This window comes from Rhizobacter sp., assembly GCF_035702065.1.
Taxonomy (GTDB): Bacteria; Pseudomonadota; Gammaproteobacteria; order Burkholderiales; family Burkholderiaceae_C; genus Rhizobacter.
In genome coordinates, this window is the sequence record NZ_DASSRA010000252.1 from 1 (window position 1) to 18,106 (window position 18,106).

An 18,106-nucleotide genomic window follows, 5' to 3' on the forward strand; every position below is an offset into this window, starting at 1 on the left:
GAGCAGGCCGATGTTGGGTGTGGCGAAGCTGGCGGCACGCGCCGCTTCCCACAGGGCGAAGAGGTCGCTCTCCTTGACCCAGGGCAGTACCAGGTTCTGGTCGTGCGAGACGCGCAACTCGCCGCTGCTGAACTTGTCGGCCAGGTCGGCGGCCAGCTCCATTTGCGTGTCGGTGGCATCGCCCGGGGCCTGGCCGGTGCGCTTGAGCGAGAGCGTGACAGCGCGGTAGCCGGCGATCTGGTGGCTGTGCACGTTGCGCTCGGTCCAGCGCTTGAACGACACCGGCGCGTCGGCGGGCACGTGCAGCTTGCTGCCGGCGATTGGTGCCACGCCGGCGGGCAACCGGAAGTGCGCCGCGACGCGATCGATTTCCGCTTGCGTGAGGATGTGGGCCGAGCCGTCGAGGTCGCGCTCGAGGATGTTCTTGTACTCCACGGCCACGGCGTCGATGAACTTCTGGCCTTCGGCCTTCACCAGGATCTTGATGCGCGCCTTGTACATGTTGTCGCGCCGGCCATAGCGGTTGTACACGCGCACGATGGCTTCGATGAACACGAGGATGTGCTGCCAAGGCAGGAACTCACTGATCACCGTGCCGATGACCGGTGTGCGGCCCATGCCGCCACCCACCAGCACCTTGAAGCCGACCTCGCCCTGGTCGTTCTTGAGCAGTTGCAGGCCAATGTCGTGCCAGGCAATGGCGGCGCGGTCTTCCTTGGCGCCGCTGACGGCGATCTTGAACTTGCGCGGCAGGTGGGCGAACTCGGGATGCAGCGTGCTCCACTGGCGCAGGATCTCGCAGTAGGGGCGCGGGTCGACGATCTCGTCGGCGGCCACCCCGGCGAAGCAGTCGCTCGTGATGTTGCGGATGCAGTTGCCGCTGGTCTGGATGCCGTGCATCGAGACCGAGGCCAGCAGGTCCATCACGTCGGCCGATTGGGGCAGCGGAATCCAGTTGTACTGGCAGTTCTGGCGCGTGGTGAAGTGGGCGTAGCCGCGGTCGTATTCGCGGGCGATGCGAGCCAGCATGCGCAGCTGCGTGCTGCTCAGCTCGCCATAGGGCACGGCGATGCGGGCCATCGGCGCATGGCGCTGGATGTACCAGCCGTTCTGCAGGCGCAGGGCCCGGAACTCGTCGTCGCTCAGCTTGCCCGCGAGGTTGCGCTCCAGCTGGTCGCGGAACTGCGCGGCGCGCTGCTTGACGAACTGGGTGTCGAAGGAGGTGTACTGGTACATCGTTGAGACTCAGTGAATGACTTTCAGACCGGCGGTGACCAGGGACACGCACAGCAGCGCGCGCACCAGGCGGTCGGGCATTTTCCGCGTGAGTTGGGCACCCAGCCAGATGCCGGGGATCGAGCCCACCAGCAGCGCGACGAGTAGCGACCAGTCGACGTGGCCCAGGGTCGCGTGGCCGATGCCTGCGACCAAGGTCAGCGGCACGGCATGGGCGATGTCGGTTCCGACCAGGCGGCGCGCTTCCAGGCGGGGGTAGAGCAAGAGGATCAGCGTCGCGCCGATGGCGCCGGCGCCGATGGAGCTGAGCGTCACCAGCACACCCAGGACCAGGCCCGACGCCACGGTGAAGACAGGCTTGCGCGATTCGGGGATCCAGCGCTCCAGCTTCAGTCCCAACTGGTGCCACACCTTCTTGTAGGCCACGGTGATGGCCGTCAACAGCAGGGCGATGCCCAGCGAGAACGTGAGCGCGCTGGCCCAGCCCTTGGTCACGCCGGTGAAGTGCATCAGGGCCAGCGTGGCGATGGACGCCGGGATGCTGCCGGCCAGCAGCAGCCCCAGGATCTTGTAGTCGACGTGACCGTGCCGGTGATGGGCCACGGAACCCGAGGTTTTGGTGATGGCGGCAAACCAGAGGTCGGTGCCGATGGCCACGGCCGGGTTCAGCTTGAAGACCGTGAGCAACAGCGGCGTCATCAGCGAGCCTCCGCCGACGCCCGTCAGGCCCACGATGGCGCCGACGCCAAAGCCGCTCAGTACCGCTATCAAGTCCATGGAATGCCCGGGTTGGCTCGCGGCACCGACGCGCGAGCAAGGCAGAACTGTATTCAGCGTCTATATATATAGAAAGAACAGTTTGGTAAGTTGTTTATGCGGCAGAGGGATAAGCGATGGGGCCGAGGTAGGCCGGCTTCTAGAATTCCGCCATGCTGAATCCTTTGAATCTTTGGCGCCCCGTGCGCCTGGCGGGTGTTTGCCTGTCCGTGGCCGTCTTGGCTGCCTGCCAGACGGCGCCCGTGATACCGCCGCCGACCCTTCCCCCCGTGGCCATTCCCGTTCCCCCGGACGCAACCGCTTCCGCGCCCGTGCTGGTTCCGCCCCGTCCGCCGCGCATCGGCCTCGCCCTGGGTGGCGGCGCGGCGCGGGGGTTCGCTCACATCGGTGTCATCCAGGTTCTGGAAGAAAACGGCATCAAGGTTGACTGCGTGGCCGGTACCTCGGCCGGCAGCTTGGTGGCGGCGCTCTACGCCTCCGGCAAGAACGGCACCGCCCTGGCGGCCATGGCCGACAGCATGGACGAATCGGCGTTTGCAGACTGGGGCTTCCCTGGTCGCGGCCTGATCCGAGGGGAGGCTCTGGCGAAGTTCGTGCGCGACAACACCGGTGGACGCTCGATCGAGCACATGCGCGTTCCGCTGGGCATCGTGGCGACCGACCTGGACAACGGGCAGCCCATCCTCTTCCAGATCGGCGACCCGGGCGTGGCGGTGCGGGCATCCAGCGCCGTCCCGGCGGTATTCACCCCTGTGCGTATCGGCGCGCGCGAGTACGTGGATGGTGGCTTGGTGTCGCCGGTGCCGGTGCGATTTGCCAAGCAGATGGGAGCGGAGCTGGTGATTGCCGTCGACATCTCGGCCATTCCCGATGGCAATGCCACCGGCGACCCGATGCGCATGCTGCTGCAGACATTCGCCATCATGGGCAAGAGCATCAACAGTTTCGAGCTTCGCGAGGCCGACGTGGTGTTGCGGCCCAAGCTGGCAGGCGTGTCGAGCGCGGACTTCACCGCCCGCAAGCGCTCGATCCAGGCGGGCCGCGACGTGGCGGTCGCCATGCTGCCCGACCTCAAGGCGCGCATCGCCGCCAAGACCCGCTGAAAACAAAACGGCCCGGTGTTGCCACCGGGCCGAAAAGGTATCTTGAATGGAGAATTCGCGGATACCGAGGAGACAACCTTTCAGGGAGACCACAGGCATCGCCTGTGGAACTCTTCAGATGAAGAACCTGATCGGAAGTTCAACCCCGTGGCAAAAAACTTTGTGATCAGGCAGCGCGCGTGGTCTTGGTTGCGGCTTGCGTGGCCTTGACGGCGGTGCTGGTCATGGCCTGGAAGTTGGCTTCCGCCACGTCGGCAGCCTGCTTGGCAGCCTTGTGCACGGACTCGTAGGCGTTGTTGGCAGCGGCCACGGCCGACTTGACCAGCGCCACGGCGTTCTCGGTGCCGGCGGGAGCGTTCTTCACCGAGGTGTCGACCAGAGCCATGAACTTCTTCTGGGCGTCGGACGCGGTGGCTTCGGCCACTTTGCCGATGTCGGCGTTGGTGCTGGCAGCGATGTCATAGACATAGCGGCCGTAGGCGGCAGCCTTTTCGGCGGCGGGTTGCAGCAGGCCGGCTTGCAGGGCCAGCAGCTCTTGCGCGTCCTTCACGGACAGGGCGGCCTTGGTGTTCTCGGCGGCTTCGCCCCAAGCGGTCTTGGCCACTTGCAGGTTCAGCTCGATCAGCTTCTCGACGCCCTCGAATGCCTTGCCGGTGAGGCCGAAGAGGGTTTCGACGTTGGCCTTGTGAGCGGCAATGACTTGTTCAGCGGTCAGCATGATGAGTAATCTCCAATGGTTAGATTCGGGGACTGACACAGCATTTGTTGCGCTGCACCATGACCAGAAGTATACGGAGCCGACGTGACATTTCAAGCATTATTTGCTGCGATGCAGCAATTTAGTGCGGCACTTCTAAATCTGCTCGCATGCAGGCCTTCTACGCCGACCACTTCGTCTTGCAGCTGCCCGAGGGGCACCGCTTTCCGATGCAGAAGTACCGGCTGCTGCGCGAACGGGTGGCAGCGGAGTTGCCGGGCATCCGGTTGGAGCAGGCCTTGGCGGCCAGCGAGGGCGAATTGGCTCTGGCCCACACACCGCACTACATTGCCGCGGTGCTGCAGGGGCACCTGAGCGCGGCGCATCAGCGCGAGATCGGCTTCCCCTGGTCGGAGCGCATGGCCGAGCGCGCCTGTCGCTCCGTGGGGGCGACCATCCAGGCGGCACGCGCCGCGCTCCGCCACGGCGTGGCAGCCAACCTGGCCGGGGGCACGCACCATGCGAGCGCCGACAAGGGCGGCGGCTATTGCGTCTTCAACGACGTGGCGGTGGCTGCGCGCCTCATGCAGGCCGAGTGGCACCGCCTGTACCGTCGCCTGCTGCGTGTCGCCGTGATCGACCTCGACGTGCACCAGGGCAACGGAACTGCCGCCATCTTTCGCGACGACCCGACGGTGTTCACGCTGTCTCTGCATGGCGAGAAGAACTTCCCGTTCCGCAAGGAGCCTAGCGATCTCGACGTGAACCTGCCCGACGGCTGCGGCGATGCGCAGTACCTGGCTGCGCTCGACGGCGCCCTCGATGAACTCTGGCTTCGCCATCGCGACGGGCTGCCCGGACTGATCTTCTTCCTGGCCGGCGCCGATCCGCATGAAGGCGACCGCCTCGGCCGCCTCAAGCTCAGCACCGAAGGCCTGGCCGAGCGCGACCGGCGCGTGCTGGCCGCGGCCCGCGAGCGGCACATCCCGGTGGCCCTCTCGATGGCAGGCGGCTACGGCCGCGAGATAACCGCCACCGTGCAGGTCCAGGTGAACACGCTGGGCCACGCGTTGGCCAGCTGGCAGCAGTGGAACAATGGGCGCTCATGAGCACACCGACCCGCCCCCAGCCCGATGGCCGCGATGCCTACCCACACTTCACCCCCCTGGCCACGCGCTGGATGGACAACGACGCCTACGGGCACCTGAACAACGTCGTCTACTACAGCCTCTTCGACACGGCGGTGAACCGCTACCTGATCGAAGCCGGCGCGCTCGACATCCACAAGGGCGAGGTGATCGGCCTGGTGGTCGAGACGCATTGCAACTACTTCGCCTCGATCGAGTTCCCGCAGATGGTCGAGGCTGGGATCCGCGTCGCGCAGCTGGGTTCGTCGAGCGTGCGCTACGAGATCGGCATCTTCGCGGCCGGTGCCACGCTGGCGGCTGCCCGAGGCCACTTCATCCATGTGTACGTGGACCGCGCGACACGCCGGCCCACGGCGTTGCCGCCCGCCTTGCTCAAGGCCCTGAAGGAGTTGCAGGTTTGAAGCCCACGCCCGAACAGACCGCCGCGGTGGACGCGGCCATCACCTCGCGCCGCTCGCTGCGGGCCTTTCTGCCAACGCCGGTTGCGCGCGAGACCATCGAGGACATCTTGCGCGTGGCGTCGCGCGCTCCCTCGGGCACCAACACCCAGCCGTGGAAGGTCTATGTGCTGACCGGCGAAGCACTGCGCTCGCTGTCGCAGGCGGTGCGCGCGGCGTACGACGACCCCGCGGTCGCGGCCCAGCACCAGGAGGCCTACGCCTACTATCCGCGCCAGTGGCAAGCGCCCTACATCGACCGCCGCCGCAAGGTGGGATGGGATCTGTACTCGCTGCTGGGCATCGCCAAGGGCGACAAGGAGCGCATGCACGAGCAGCACGGCCGCAACTACGCCTTCTTCGACGCCCCCGTCGGCCTCATGTTCACCATCGACCGCGTGATGGAGCAGGGCAGCTGGCTCGACTACGGCATGTTCCTGCAAAGCATCATGGTCGCTGCCCGGGCCCGCGGGCTCGACACCTGCCCGCAGGCCGCGTGGACGCAGTTCCACCGCATCATCCTGCCGGCCATCGGCGCGTCACCCGACGAGATGCTCGTGTGCGGCATGGCGCTCGGGCATGCCGCGCCTGATGCCGTCGAGAACACGCTCCAGACCGAGCGGGAGCCGGTCACAACTTTCGCGAGGTTCCTGGAATGAGCCGTCCTGCTGTTCTGGTGGCGAGGGCCATCCAGCCCGAGGTCATCGCGCGTTTGCGCGAGCACTTCGAGGTGGAGGTCAACAGCGCCGACGAGATCTATTCGCGCGACGAGCTGATCGCGCGCCTGCAGGGCAAGCTCGGCGTGCTGACCACCGGCAGCGAGCGCATCGACGATGGCGTGCTCGCCGCCACGCCCAGCCTGCGCGCGGTGTGCAACATCGCCGTCGGCTTCAACAACCTCGATGTTCCAGCCGCCACCGCGCGGGGCGTGCTCTGCACCAACACGCCTGACGTGCTCACCGAGACCACCGCCGACTTCGGCTTCGCGCTCATGATGGCCACGGCGCGCCGCATCAGCGAGTCCGAGCACTTCCTGCGGCGGGGCGAATGGAAGAAGTGGTCGGTCGACATGTTCGTCGGGGGCGATGTGCACGGTGCCACGCTCGGCATCCTCGGCATGGGCCGCATCGGCCAGGCCATCGCCCGCCGCGGCGCGCATGGCTTCGGCATGAAGGTGATCTATTGCAACCGCTCGCGCTTGTCGCCAGAGATCGAGGCCGAGTGCAAGGCGAGCTACGTCTCGAAAGACGAACTGCTGCGCCAGTCCGACCACCTGGTGATCGTCGTGCCGTACTCGCCCTCATCGCACCACGCCATCGGTGCAGCCGAGTTGGCGCAGATGAAGCCGACCGCGACTCTGACCAACATCGCCCGCGGCGGCGTGGTCGACGATGCTGCGCTCGCGAAAGCCCTGGCCGCTGGGCAGATCGCCGCAGCCGGCCTCGACGTGTTCGAAGGCGAGCCGGCGCTCAACCCCGCGCTGCTGCAGGTGCCCAACGTCGTGCTCACACCGCACATCGCCAGCGCCACCCGTGCCACGCGCCTGGCGATGTCCAACCTCGCGGCCGACAACCTGATCGCGGCTCTCGGCTTCGGCCCGCAGGCCGGCCAGCCGCCCACGCCGCTCAACCCCGAGGTGCTCAAGGGCGCCTGAGACAATCGCCGGATGCAAACCCCATGGTGGATCGCGACGGCGCTTCTGTCCGTCAATCTCGTGTTGCTGCTCTGGTTGGCTTTCCGCCGGCCGCCGGTGGATGACAGCATCAAGGCCGAGCTGCGCAGCGCCACAGAGCGCCTGGAGCGTGAGCTGCGCGACGAGCTGGGCCGCAGCGCCCAGGGCACGCGGCAAGAGCTGGGCAGCACGCTCGCCAACTTCCAGCAGACGCTCACCGGCGCACAGGCCAGCGTGGCACGTCTGCAAAACGAGCAGATCGACAGCTTCCGCGTGCAACTCGCCGCAATGCAGCAGGCGGTGAGCGACACGCTGCAGTCCACCGCCAGCGCGCAGACGGCGCAATCGGTGGTGTCGCGCGAGGCGCAGGACCAGAGCCTCAAGCGCTTTGCCGACACGCTCAACGAGCAGCTGCGTGCGCTGTCCGAAGCCAACGAACGACGCCTAGCCGAAGTGCGCAGTGCCGTCGAACAGCGCCTCACCGTGCTGCAGCAGGGCAACGAGCAGAAGCTCGAGCAGATGCGCGCCACCGTCGACGAGAAGCTGCACGCCACGCTGGAACAGCGCCTGGGCGAGAGCTTCAAGCAGGTGGCCGACCGCCTGGAGCAGGTGCACAAGGGCCTGGGCGAGATGCAGGGCCTGGCGCGCGACGTGGGCTCGCTCAACCGTGTGCTGACCAACGTGAAGACGCGCGGCATCTTCGGCGAAGTGCAACTCGCCGGCCTGCTGGAACAGGTCTTCACGCCCGAGCAGTACGCCACCAACGTCGAGACCGTGCCCGGCAGCGGCGCGCGCGTGGAGTTCGCGATCCGCCTGCCCGGCCAGCGCGCCGATGGCGTGCCGCTGTGGCTGCCGGTCGATGCCAAGGTCCCCCGCGAAGACTACGAGCGCCTGCTCGATGCCCAGGCCAGCGCCGATGCGGTGGCAGCGGAAGCGGCCGCCAAGGCCATCGAGCAACGGCTGCGCGCCGAGGCCCGCGCGATCCGCGACAAGTACGTGGCGCCACCGCACACCACCGACTTCGGCATCCTGTTCGTGCCCACCGAAGGCCTGTACGCCGAGGCCCTGCGCCGGCCGGGCCTGATGGAGGCCATGCAGCGCGAGTACCGCGTGATGCTTGCAGGCCCCACCACGCTGCTGGCCACGCTCAACAGCCTGCAGATGGGCTTCCGCACGCTGGCGCTGGAGAAGCGCTCGGTCGAGGTGTGGGAGGTGCTGGGCGCGGTGAAGACCGAGTTCGCCAAGTTCGGCGAGGTGCTGGCCAAGACCAAGAAGAAGCTCGATGAGGCCAGCAACAACATCTCGCAGGCAGAAACCCGCGCGCGCGTGATGGCGCGCGAGCTGCGCTCCGTCGAGGCCTTGCCCGAGGCCAAGGCCAAGCTCGTGCTGCCGTTGCCGGCCGACGACCTTCTGGCCGATGCCGGAGAGCCCGACGCCTGACATGGCTACCCCCACGTCGCTCCGCGCCTGCCCCCCGAGGGGGCGCAGCCCAGCTTCGGGCGGTCGAGCGCTGGTCTGATGGCCCAGTTCTCGCGCCCGCTGCTGGCGCTGATCATGGGCCAGATCTGCCTGCATTCGTGCATGGCCGGGGTGCGGGTGGCGGCGCCGCTGCTCGCCTTGAACAAGGGCCATCCGCCCTGGGCGGTGGGCATCCTGCTGGGCTTGTTCGCCGCCGCACCGGTGCTCTCGTCGCTGTATGCCGGCCGCATGGCCGATCGGCACGGCTATCACCAACCGGTGCGCCTGGCGGTGGCGATGACGATCGCGGGTGGCCTGCTCGCCGTGGCGTCCACCTGGCTGGACACGTGGCCGCAGTTCGTGCTGCTGTGCGTGGCCGCCTCGCTGTGCGGTGTTGGAACCAACTTCGGGCTGATCGCCATCCAGCGTTCGGCGGGCCGGCTGGCGCATGGTGACCGCGTGGCGCTGACGCGCATCTTCAGTTGGTTGGGCCTCGCGCCGGCGATGTCGAACGTGGTGGGCCCGGTGATGGCGGGCACGCTGATCGACCTCACGGGCTTTCGCGGCGCCTTCGTTGCGCTGGCTTTGCTGCCGCTGGCCTCGCTGTGGTGGTCGCGTCAAGTCCCCGTGGAAGAGGCTGCTGCTCCCGTGGCGGTCGGTGAGAGGCGTGCGGCCTGGGAGCTCTTCGCCTTGCCGGGCATGGGGCGCCTGCTGCTGGTCAACTTCCTGATGTCATCGAGCTGGGATCTGCACGCCTTCGTGGTGCCGGTGGTGGGGCACGAGCGCGGCTTCAGCGCGTCGGCCATCGGCCTCATCCTGGGGGCGTTTGCGGCCGCCGTCGCGGGGGTGCGCTTTGCCATCCCGTTCTTGTCACACCGCCTGCGCGCGCACCAGGTGCTGGTGGGTGCGATGCTCGTGACGACCACGGTGTTCGCGGTCTACCCGCTGGTGCACTCCGCCTGGCTGATGGCGGTGTGCGCCACCGTGCTCGGCCTGGCGCTGGGGACGGTGAACCCGATGGTCATGACCACGCTGCACCACCTGACGCCGAGCGACCGCCATGGCGAGGCCATCGCGTTGCGGTCCATGACCATCAACGCCAGCAGTGCCTTGATGCCTTTGCTGTTCGGCGCGCTGGGCGCGGCGATCGGCGCGTCGACTCTGTTCTGGCTGATGGGCGCAGCCGTGGGCGCGGGCAGCTGGCAGGCGCGGCACGTGGGCCACGCCTGAGCTGCGTCGATCAGAAGCGGATGCCGGTGGTCGGCGGGGCGGGCGGCGGTTCCGCCTGCGTGGAAGGCTGCGGCGACGGTGCCGGGCGGGCCACCGGTGCGTTCTGCTGTTGCTTGGCCTCCGTCAGCGGCTCGGCCTTGCCCTGCGGGAAGTTGGCCGGCAGGCGCGACTCCTTGGGGTAACCGGCGGCGTCGAGGTACGAAGCCCAGTTCTCGCGTTGCCAGCCGCGCACGACCTGGGCGCCGACCGTCATCGACGGCAGGTTGGTCGAGCCGGTGAGCTGCTGCAGTGCGTTGCTGTCGTCGGCGGTGCTGACGAGCTTCTCGGCGAAGGGCACGCCGCGTTGACGCAGGAACTGGCGGCCCGAGTCGCAGGGTTGGCAATCGGCCGCCACGTAGAGCGTGACGGGGTAGCGCTGCACCACCTGGCGCAACTCGAAGGGCAGTGACGCATCGTTGCTCACGCCGCCGCGTGTACCCACGGCCTGCACCTTGTTCTCTGGGCTCACCGAGGGCTGGTCGGTGTAGGTCACCTTGCCGTCCGGCCCGATCACCTTGTACAGCGCATGAGCCGGCACCGCGGTGAGCAGCGAGGCGGCGGCCACGGACACGGCCAGGCTGAGGACGGTGTGTTTGCGTTGGGTCATGTGGGGTACTCCAGAGGGCAGGTCGATGCTGCCAGCGCAGCAAATTCTATGCATCAGGCCATGCCCTGGTGCCGCAAAAGTGCGTCAATTCGTGGCTCGCGGCCGCGGAAGGCCTTGAAGCTCTCCATGGCCGGGCGGCTGCCGCCGGCCTCCAGGATGGCTTCGCGGTAGCGCCGGCCGGTGTCGGGGTTGAGCGTGCCGGTCTCTTCGAAGGCGCTCCAGGCGTCGGCGCTCAGCACCTCGGCCCACTTGTAGCTGTAGTAGCCCGCCGCGTAGCCGCCGGCAAAGATGTGCGAGAACGAGTGCTGGAAGCGATTGAAAGCCGGTGGCGTGAAGACGGCCACCTCGTTGCGCACCTCGTCGGCGATCTGCTGGATGCGGCCTTCGCTGCCGGGCTCGGCATGCAGGCGCATGTCGAACAGCGAGAACTCGATCTGGCGCAGCGTCTGCAGCCCGCTCTGGAAGTTCTTGGCGGCCAGCATCTTGTCGTACAGGGCACGGGGCAGGGCCTCGCCGGTGTCCACATGGGCGGTCAGGTGCTTGAGCACCTCCCACTCCCAGCAGAAGTTCTCCATGAACTGGCTGGGCAGCTCGACCGCGTCCCACTCCACGCCGGAGATGCCGGCCACGCCCATGTCGCTCACTTGCGTGAGCATGTGGTGCAGACCGTGACCGAACTCGTGGAAGAGGGTGGTGACTTCGTCGTGCGTGAGCAGCGCCGGCTTGCCGTCGGCGGGCGGGGTGAAGTTGCAAACCAGGTGCGCCACAGGCGTCTGTGTGCGGCCCTCGGGGCGGGCCCAGCGGCCGCGTACGTCGTCCATCCACGCGCCGGGGCGCTTGCCGGTGCGGGCGTAGGGGTCGAGGTAGAACTGACCGACCAACTGGCCGGCCCGTTCGATGCGGAAGAAGCGCACGCTCGGGTGCCACACCTCGGCCGTGTCCGGGCGGATGCTCACCTCGAACAGCGTCTCGATGATGCGGAACAGGCCGGAGAGCACCTTGGTCTCGGTGAAATAGGTCTTCACCTCCTGGTCACTGAAGGCGTAGCGCGCTTCCTTGAGCTTCTCGCTGGCGAAGGGCAGATCCCACGACTGCAGCTCGGGCAGGCCGAGTTCGGTGCGCGCGAACTCGCGCAACTCGGCCAGGTCCTTCTCGGCGTAGGGCCGGGCGCGGCGAGACAGGTCGCGCAGGAAGTCGGTCACCTGCTGGGGCGAGTCGGCCATCTTGGGCACCATCGACACCTCGGCGTAGTTGCGGTATCCGAGCAGTTCGGCCTCTTCCTGGCGCAGGGCCAGCAGCTCGCGCATCGCGGCGCTGTTGTCGTGCTCGGCCTTGCCCAGCTCGCTCGCACGCGTGGCGTAGGCGGTGTAGAGCTTTTCGCGCAGCGCGCGGTTCTCGCCGTACTGGATGACGGGGAAGTAGCTCGGGAAGTGCAGCGTGAGCTTGTAGTTGCCGGGCTTGCCGTCAGCCTCGGCCGCAGCGCGTGCGGCCTCCTTGGCGTCGGCCGGCACGCCAGCCAGCTCGGCCTCGCTCACGTAGAGCGAATAGCCATCGGTCGCGTCCATCACGTGCTCGGAGTAGCTCTGCGACAGCGCGGCCTGGCGTTCCTGGATCTGCGCATAGCGCTCGCGGGCCGCACCTTGCAGTTCGGCACCCGACAGCACGAAGTCGCGCATGGCATTCGACAGTGCCTGGCGCCGTGCCGGATTCAGCTTGGCTGCGGCGGGGCTGTTGTGGATGGCCTTGTACTTGGCGTACAGGCGCTCGTCCGCACCCAGACGCGTGTGGAACTCGGTGACCTTGGGCAGGTTCTCGTTGTAGGCGGCACGCAGCTCGGGGTTGTCGGCCACGTGGTTCAGGTGCGCCACGGCGCCCCAGGCGGTGCCCAGGCGTTCGGTGGCCACGTCGAGCACAGCCGACATGGCGTCGTAGTCGGCAGGAACCTCGTTGCCGGTGACGCGCTCCAGCGCGGCGTCGGCCTCGGCCAGCAACTGGGTCACCGCCGGCCCCACGTGTTCGGGCCGGATCTCGGCAAAGTGGGGCAGGCCGTCGAACGCGAGGAGGGGGTTGCTCATGGGATGCTGAGAGTCAGTTGGCGGCGACGCGTTCCGCGGCTTCGATGGTGTTGACGAGCAGCATGGCGCGGGTCATCGGGCCCACGCCACCCGGCACGGGTGTGATGAAGCCCGCCACCTGCGAGACGCCGGCAAAGTCCACGTCGCCACACAGCTTGCCTTCGTCATTGCGGTTCATGCCCACATCGATGATGACGGCCCCCGGCTTCACCATGTCGGCCGTCAAGGTATTGCGCCGGCCCACTGCGGCCACCACCACGTCGGCTTGCCGCGTGTGGAGACCCAGATCGGCCGTCGCACTGTGGCAGATGGTGACGGTGGCGTTGGCTTGCAAGAGCAACTGCGCCATGGGCTTGCCCACGGTGTTGCTGCGGCCGATCACCACCGCGTGCTTGCCGCGCAGCGTGATGCCGGTGGTCTCGATCAGCTTCATGCAGCCGTAGGGTGTGCACGACTTGAAGCCCGGCAGGCCGCTGGCCAGCGCGCCGGCGCTGAGCACCGAGAAGCCGTCGACGTCTTTCTCGGGCGCGATGGCGGCGATGACCTTCTGCGGGTCGATGTGCTTGGGCACGGGCATCTGCACCAGGATGCCGTGGATGGTCGGGTCGGCGTTGAGCTCGGCGATGCGGGCGAGCAGCCTGGCCTCGGGCATGTCGCCAGGGTAGCGGTCGAGCACCGAGCGAACGCCGCTGCCTTCGCAGTCCTTGACCTTGTGGCTCACGTAGACCTGGCTGGCCGGGTCGTCGCCGACCAGGATCACGGCCAGGCCCGGCCGGTGGCCCTGGGCGGTGAGCGCGGCGGCGCGCTCGGCCACCTCGGCGCGGATCTTCTTGGCAAGGGCGTTGCCATCGATGAGTTGAGCAGTCATGAACGGTCCTTGGAAAGGAAAAAGGGCCGCTGCGAGAGCGGCCCTTCAGGGGATGTGTTGCCTCAGGCTTTCGACTGGGCGCCGAGCGCGATCTTGAGCAGATCGGCCACGGTGTTGGCGTTGAGCTTCTCCATGATGTTGGCGCGGTGCGCCTCCACCGTCTTGATGCTGATGCCCAGGTCGTCGGCGATCTGCTTGTTGAGGCGGCCGGCGACGATGCGCTCGAGCACCTGCGATTCACGGGTGGTCAGGCGCGACAGCAGGGCGTCGCGGCTGGCGGCCTCTTGATGGTGCGAAAAGGCGCTGCGGGCCTGGTCGAGCATGCGCTCCACGAGGTTGAGCAGCTCTTCTTCCTTGAAGGGCTTCTCGATGAAGTCCATCGCACCCTTCTTCATGGTGCTCACGGCCATCGGCACATCGCCATGGCCCGTGATAAATACCACGGGAAGAGGCGATTTGCGTTCCAGAAGACGGTCTTGCAACTCCAGGCCGCTCATGCCGTCCATGCGGATGTCGGCGATCAGGCAGGCCACTTCACGCGGGTCGAAGCGGGAGAGGAATGATTCGGAAGAGTCGAAGCACTTGACGCGGTAGTCCTTGCCTTCGAGCAGCCATTGCAAGGAGTCTCGCACCGCCTCGTCGTCATCGACCACGTAGACGGTGCCCTTCTTCGGAATCAAGCTCATGTGTGCTGTCTCATGTCATGGCCGGTTCGAGGCCAGTTGATTTCGCGGTTTCGACTGGGAGCGTAAAGGTAAAACGGCAGCCGACAGCGAGGTCGCCATTGTAGAGGTTCTGCGCTCTGATCCGGCCTCTGTGGCTCTCGATGATGGAGCGGCACAACGAGAGGCCGATGCCCAGGCCTTCGACCTTGGTCGAGAAGAACGCTTCGTACAAGCGCGAGATGACTTCTTCTTTCAAACCGGGGCCGGTGTCGGTGACGCTGAACTCGATCACGCCACCTTCCTCGGGCGTGTGCTTGGGCACCACGCGCAGCTCGATGTTGCGCCGCGCAGGCGGCAGGCCCGCCATGTCGATGGCCTCGGCCGAGTTCTTGAGCAGGTTGAGCACCACCTGTTCGATCAGGATGGGGTCGACCATCAGCACGGGCAGCCGCTGCGCCACGTAGACGTGGATGGACACGTTGCGCCGGCGCAGCTCGATGCCGGCCAGGTCGACCGCATCGTCGACGATGTTGCGGGCCTGCGCGGCCTGGCGCTGCGGCTCGCTGCGCTTCACGAAGGCGCGGATGCGGCGGATGATCTGCGCGGCACGGTCGGCCTGCTTGGCTGTCTTCTCCAGGGCGGCGACCAGGTCGTCCTTGCCGATGGCGTCGGCCTTCACGCGCGAGACCATGCCGTTGCAGTAGTTGGTGATGGCGGTGAGCGGCTGGTTCAGTTCATGGGCCACCGACGAGGCCATCTCGCCCATGGTCACCAGGCGGCTGGTGACCTGGGCCTTCTCGGCCTGCTGCGCGGCCTGCAACTCGGCATGGCGGCGGCCCGTCACGTCGGTGGCGATCAGCATCTGCGCGAGCCGGCCGTCGGTCCACTGCAGGTAGCGCGCGCGCACGTCGAACCACTTCTCCAGCGATTCGATGTACACCTCGCGCGGGTCGGAGCCGGCCTCGGTGAGCTCCTGCGTGGGCAGGCCGCCGAAGCTGTCGACCGAGTCGCCCAGGTCGGCAATCATCGGCAGGCCCGGGTCACCGCCGGCCAGCAGGCCGTGGCCGCGCGCATCGGCGCCGAACCACAGGCGGTAGGAGCGGTTGGCGAACAACAGCTCGCCCTGCTGCACCGAGAGCACGGACACCGCGGCGTCGAGCCCTTCCAGCACGGTGGTGAAACGCTCGTGCGAGGCCGAGAGCTGGTCGCGCACGCGCTTGGCCTCGGTGATGTTGGTCATGGAGGTCATCCAGCCGGTCTGCATGCCCTTGGGGTCGATCAGCGGCGAGACGTACATGCGCGCGTCGAACAGCGTGCCGTCCTTGCGCATGGCCTTCACCTCGATGCCGCCGGCCGGGCTGCGGCCCTGCAGCTCCTGCTGCAGCAGGCGGTTGTTCTCTTCGTAGCGGTCGGGCGGCCAGTGGGGGAAGGGCGACATGCGGCCGATGAGTTCGGACTCGCTGAAGCCCGTCATCGCGCAGAAGGCCGGGTTCACGTAGGTGATGCGGCCTTCGATGTCCATGGCGCGCATGCCGGTGAGCATGGAGTTCTCCATCGCGCGGCGAAAGTTGGTCTCCGACACCAGCGCGTTCTGCATCTGCATGCGACGGCGCATGTGGCGCCAGGTGCCAAGCAGCATCCACACGGTGAGCACGGAGAGCGCCGAGACCATCCAGAACAGCGTGTTGCTGATCAGGCCAATGGAGGTGCGGTGCCCCTGGCCGCGCAGCACCAGGCCGTTGCTCGCCGGGGCGAGCGGTACGTCATACAGGATGGACGCGGGCTTGGCGGGCTGGCCGGGCGTCACGGCCAGCGTGCTGGCGACCACCTTCTCCTGCGCGTCGAGCAGCGTCATGGTGTGCCGGCGTGCCACTTCGGTGGGGATGAAGTAGCGCACCAGCGAGTCGATCGAGTACTCGGCGATCAGCGAGCCGGAGAAGGCGCTGCGATCGAGCAGCGGCACGTGCACCTGGAAGACGGTGTTGCCGTAGGAGTCGGCGAAGGTGCGCGAGTACACGGGCAGCCGCAGTTCGCGCGCCGCCTTGAATGCGTCGAGCGGATCGGAGTTCGGCGCCTCGGGCAGCGAGCGGCCGATCTCGGCCACCGGCATGCCCAGCTCGGCTTGTGCCATCAGCGTGGAGTAGCTGGCGCGGCGCGAACCGCTGCTGGTCACCCAGATCAGGTTGGTGATCTCGGGCCGCTCGCGCGTGAAGCTCGCCGCCTGGCCGAGGAACTCGTCCTGGTCGATGGTGCGGGTGACGATCTCCCGCGCGATGCGCACGAGCTGTTCCTGGTTCTCGATCAGGCGCAGGCGGATCTGCTGCTGGGCGATCTCGGTGTCGCGCTTGACCGACTCCTGTTCGCGCTCGAATTCCTCGTTGCGCAGGTACCAGAACGCGGAAATGATGGCGGCGAGAAACAGCAGCACCGAGACCAGCGGCCCCAGCGTGGCGAAGCGGTCCTGGCGGGCAGGCGACTGGCGCCGCCACCAGCTCCCCAGCAGGCGCTGAACCCTCGCAGAAAGAGGGTGGCGGGGCGAGGCAGGGGCGGTGGGCAAGGACATGGATTGAATTATCAAACGGGGAGTGCAGAGGACGGCACCGTGAGCATCCCGAGGCATCACGCGAAATGGCGATTGCGCATTATGAAAACAGTTCGCGCTATTTGAAAAAACGTGATCTTGTGGGACACTGCCGCGCAAGTTCACACAGCACACATAGGAGACAAGCATGTCTGCAATGCCTGAGGCTTTTCTGGGCGCGGCCGCCAACGACGCCGATTCGCAAGAAACCCGAGAGTGGCTCGATGCCCTCTCCGCCGTGATCCAGGCCGAAGGTGGCGAGCGCGCCCACTTCCTGCTCGAAGAACTGATCAACCACGCGCGGCAAGCCGGCATCGACATGCCGTTCTCGGCCCGCACGGCCTACGTCAACACCATCCCGCCGGACCAGGAAGAGCGCAGCCCCGGCAACATCGAGATCGAGGAGCGCCTGCGCGCCTACATGCGCTGGAACGCGATGGCGATGGTGGTCAAGGCGAACCGCCTGCATCCCGCCGATGGCGGCGACCTGGGTGGGCACATCTCGTCCTTCGCCTCGCTGGCCACCATGTTCGGCGCGGGCTTCAACCACTTCTGGCATGCCGAGAGTGAAGGCCATGGCGGCGATCTGCTCTACATCCAGGGCCACTCGTCACCCGGCGTCTATGCGCGGGCCTTCCTCGAAGGGCGCATCACCGAAGAGCAGCTGCTCAACTTCCGGCAAGAGGTGGGCGGCAAGGGCCTCTCCAGCTACCCGCACCCGAAGCTGATGCCCGAGTTCTGGCAGTTCCCCACGGTCAGCATGGGCCTCGGCCCACTGATGGCGATCTACCAAGCGCGCTTCCTGAAGTACCTGCACGCCCGCGGCATCGCCAACACCGAGAACCGCAAGGTCTGGGCCTTCCTGGGCGATGGCGAGATGGATGAGCCCGAATCGCTGGGCGCCATCGGCCTGGCGGCGCGCGAGAAGCTCGACAACCTGATCTTCGTCGTCAATTGCAACCTGCAGCGCCTCGACGGCCCGGTGCGCGGCAACGGCAAGATCATCCAGGAGCTCGAAGGCGAGTTCCGCGGCTCGGGCTGGAACGTCATCAAGCTGCTGTGGGGCAGCTACTGGGACCCGCTGCTGGCGCGCGACAAGGAAGAGATCCTGCGCAAGGTGATGATGGACACGGTCGATGGCGACTATCAGGCCATGAAGGCCAACGACGGCGCCTTCGTCCGCCAGCACTTCTTCGGCCAGCACCCCAAGCTGCTGGAGATGGTGGCCAAGATGAGCGACGACGACATCTGGCGCCTGCAGCGCGGCGGCCACGACCCGCAGAAGGTCTACGCGGCTTACCACCGCGCCGTCAACCACAAGGGCCAGCCCACCGTGCTGCTGATCAAGACGGTCAAGGGCTACGGCATGGGCAAGAGCGGCGAGGCCAAGAACACCGCGCACCAGACCAAGAAGCTCACCGACGACGACATCAAGAGCTTCCGCGACCGCTTCAACATCCCGGTGAGCGACGAGCAGATCGCCGCCGGCATCCCCTTCTACAAGCCGGCCGAC

The 18,106-nt window shown here is 67.1% G+C and carries 15 protein-coding genes and 1 pseudogene; 8 read left to right on the forward strand and 8 right to left on the reverse strand.

Annotation, left to right across the window (positions count from 1 at the left end; all coding sequences use genetic code 11):
* Together VFL64_RS11515 and VFL64_RS11520 are read right to left on the reverse strand one after the other, a co-directional pair.
* The coding region (locus VFL64_RS11515) for a nitrite/sulfite reductase (RefSeq protein ID WP_489540518.1) at positions 1-1,236 on the reverse strand (1,236 nt) is incomplete at its 3' end.
* A gap of 9 nt (positions 1,237-1,245) precedes the next feature.
* Positions 1,246-2,013, reverse strand: a complete 768-nt coding sequence (locus tag VFL64_RS11520; protein WP_489540519.1) for a sulfite exporter TauE/SafE family protein — start codon at positions 2,011-2,013, stop codon at positions 1,246-1,248.
* A 152-nt stretch (positions 2,014-2,165) separates the two neighbouring features.
* Between VFL64_RS11520 and VFL64_RS11525 the strand changes: the two genes are divergently transcribed.
* Positions 2,166-3,116, forward strand: a complete 951-nt coding sequence (locus VFL64_RS11525) for a patatin-like phospholipase family protein (RefSeq protein WP_489540520.1) — start codon at positions 2,166-2,168, stop codon at positions 3,114-3,116.
* A 166-nt stretch (positions 3,117-3,282) separates the two neighbouring features.
* Here the strand turns inward: VFL64_RS11525 and phaP are convergent, their stop codons facing one another.
* Positions 3,283-3,834 carry a TIGR01841 family phasin gene (gene phaP, locus VFL64_RS11530; protein ID WP_489540521.1) on the reverse strand — a complete coding sequence of 184 codons (552 nt, stop codon included), beginning with the start codon at positions 3,832-3,834 and terminating at the stop codon, positions 3,283-3,285.
* Positions 3,835-3,983: 149 nt separating this feature from the next.
* Between phaP and VFL64_RS11535 the strand changes: the two genes are divergently transcribed.
* The 6 genes from VFL64_RS11535 (at position 3,984) to VFL64_RS11560 (ending at position 9,758) form a co-directional block, all read left to right on the forward strand.
* A complete protein-coding gene (locus VFL64_RS11535; protein WP_489540522.1) occupies positions 3,984-4,922 on the forward strand; it encodes a histone deacetylase family protein in 939 nt (312 codons plus the stop codon).
* A complete protein-coding gene (locus VFL64_RS11540) occupies positions 4,919-5,362 on the forward strand; it encodes an acyl-CoA thioesterase (RefSeq protein ID WP_489540523.1) in 444 nt (147 codons plus the stop codon). The genes VFL64_RS11535 and VFL64_RS11540 overlap by 4 nt, the downstream gene beginning before the upstream one ends.
* Entirely contained in the window at positions 5,359-6,057 is a 699-nt protein-coding gene (locus tag VFL64_RS11545; RefSeq protein ID WP_489540524.1) for a nitroreductase, read from the forward strand. The genes VFL64_RS11540 and VFL64_RS11545 overlap by 4 nt, the downstream gene beginning before the upstream one ends.
* Positions 6,054-7,052, forward strand: a complete 999-nt coding sequence (locus VFL64_RS11550; protein WP_489540525.1) for a 2-hydroxyacid dehydrogenase — start codon at positions 6,054-6,056, stop codon at positions 7,050-7,052. The genes VFL64_RS11545 and VFL64_RS11550 overlap by 4 nt, the downstream gene beginning before the upstream one ends.
* Positions 7,053-7,064: 12 nt before the next feature.
* The gene (locus VFL64_RS11555) at positions 7,065-8,510 is read left to right on the forward strand and encodes a DNA recombination protein RmuC (protein ID WP_489540526.1); all 1,446 of its coding nucleotides are present in this window, start codon (positions 7,065-7,067) and stop codon (positions 8,508-8,510) included.
* A 78-nt stretch (positions 8,511-8,588) separates the two neighbouring features.
* Entirely contained in the window at positions 8,589-9,758 is a 1,170-nt protein-coding gene (locus VFL64_RS11560) for an MFS transporter (protein ID WP_489540527.1), read from the forward strand.
* A 10-nt stretch (positions 9,759-9,768) separates the two neighbouring features.
* Here the strand turns inward: VFL64_RS11560 and VFL64_RS11565 are convergent, their stop codons facing one another.
* From VFL64_RS11565 to VFL64_RS11585, 5 genes are all read right to left on the reverse strand, one after another.
* Positions 9,769-10,404 carry a glutaredoxin family protein gene (locus VFL64_RS11565; protein ID WP_489540528.1) on the reverse strand — a complete coding sequence of 212 codons (636 nt, stop codon included), beginning with the start codon at positions 10,402-10,404 and terminating at the stop codon, positions 9,769-9,771.
* A gap of 53 nt (positions 10,405-10,457) precedes the next feature.
* Positions 10,458-12,479 carry a M3 family metallopeptidase gene (locus VFL64_RS11570; protein ID WP_489540529.1) on the reverse strand — a complete coding sequence of 674 codons (2,022 nt, stop codon included), beginning with the start codon at positions 12,477-12,479 and terminating at the stop codon, positions 10,458-10,460.
* 13 nt (positions 12,480-12,492) lie between these two features.
* Entirely contained in the window at positions 12,493-13,347 is an 855-nt protein-coding gene (gene folD, locus VFL64_RS11575) for a bifunctional methylenetetrahydrofolate dehydrogenase/methenyltetrahydrofolate cyclohydrolase FolD (RefSeq protein WP_489540530.1), read from the reverse strand.
* A gap of 62 nt (positions 13,348-13,409) precedes the next feature.
* Positions 13,410-14,033, reverse strand: coding sequence for a response regulator transcription factor (locus tag VFL64_RS11580; protein WP_489540531.1), 624 nt, complete (start codon positions 14,031-14,033; stop codon positions 13,410-13,412).
* 10 nt (positions 14,034-14,043) lie between these two features.
* On the reverse strand, positions 14,044-16,575 hold the full coding sequence (locus VFL64_RS11585; RefSeq protein WP_489540532.1) for a PAS domain S-box protein: 2,532 nt from the start codon (positions 16,573-16,575) through the stop codon (positions 14,044-14,046).
* Between the two features lie 166 nt (positions 16,576-16,741).
* On the opposite strand from VFL64_RS11585, the pseudogene aceE reads away from it, so the two are divergent.
* Positions 16,742-18,106, forward strand: a pseudogene (gene aceE / locus VFL64_RS11590) (pyruvate dehydrogenase (acetyl-transferring), homodimeric type); the annotation flags it as partial.

Coding starts and splice junctions, on each gene's coding strand:
- VFL64_RS11565 (WP_489540528.1), bottom strand. CDS start 10,404: ATGACCCAACGCAAACACACCGTCCTCAGCCTGGCCGTGTCCGTGGCC.
- folD (WP_489540530.1), bottom strand. CDS start 13,347: ATGACTGCTCAACTCATCGATGGCAACGCCCTTGCCAAGAAGATCCGC.
- VFL64_RS11585 (WP_489540532.1), bottom strand. CDS start 16,575: ATGTCCTTGCCCACCGCCCCTGCCTCGCCCCGCCACCCTCTTTCTGCG.
- VFL64_RS11580 (WP_489540531.1), bottom strand. CDS start 14,033: ATGAGCTTGATTCCGAAGAAGGGCACCGTCTACGTGGTCGATGACGAC.
- VFL64_RS11555 (WP_489540526.1), top strand. CDS start 7,065: ATGCAAACCCCATGGTGGATCGCGACGGCGCTTCTGTCCGTCAATCTC.
- phaP (WP_489540521.1), bottom strand. CDS start 3,834: ATGCTGACCGCTGAACAAGTCATTGCCGCTCACAAGGCCAACGTCGAA.
- VFL64_RS11550 (WP_489540525.1), top strand. CDS start 6,054: ATGAGCCGTCCTGCTGTTCTGGTGGCGAGGGCCATCCAGCCCGAGGTC.
- VFL64_RS11570 (WP_489540529.1), bottom strand. CDS start 12,479: ATGAGCAACCCCCTCCTCGCGTTCGACGGCCTGCCCCACTTTGCCGAG.
- VFL64_RS11560 (WP_489540527.1), top strand. CDS start 8,589: ATGGCCCAGTTCTCGCGCCCGCTGCTGGCGCTGATCATGGGCCAGATC.
- VFL64_RS11525 (WP_489540520.1), top strand. CDS start 2,166: ATGCTGAATCCTTTGAATCTTTGGCGCCCCGTGCGCCTGGCGGGTGTT.
- VFL64_RS11520 (WP_489540519.1), bottom strand. CDS start 2,013: ATGGACTTGATAGCGGTACTGAGCGGCTTTGGCGTCGGCGCCATCGTG.
- VFL64_RS11535 (WP_489540522.1), top strand. CDS start 3,984: ATGCAGGCCTTCTACGCCGACCACTTCGTCTTGCAGCTGCCCGAGGGG.
- VFL64_RS11540 (WP_489540523.1), top strand. CDS start 4,919: ATGAGCACACCGACCCGCCCCCAGCCCGATGGCCGCGATGCCTACCCA.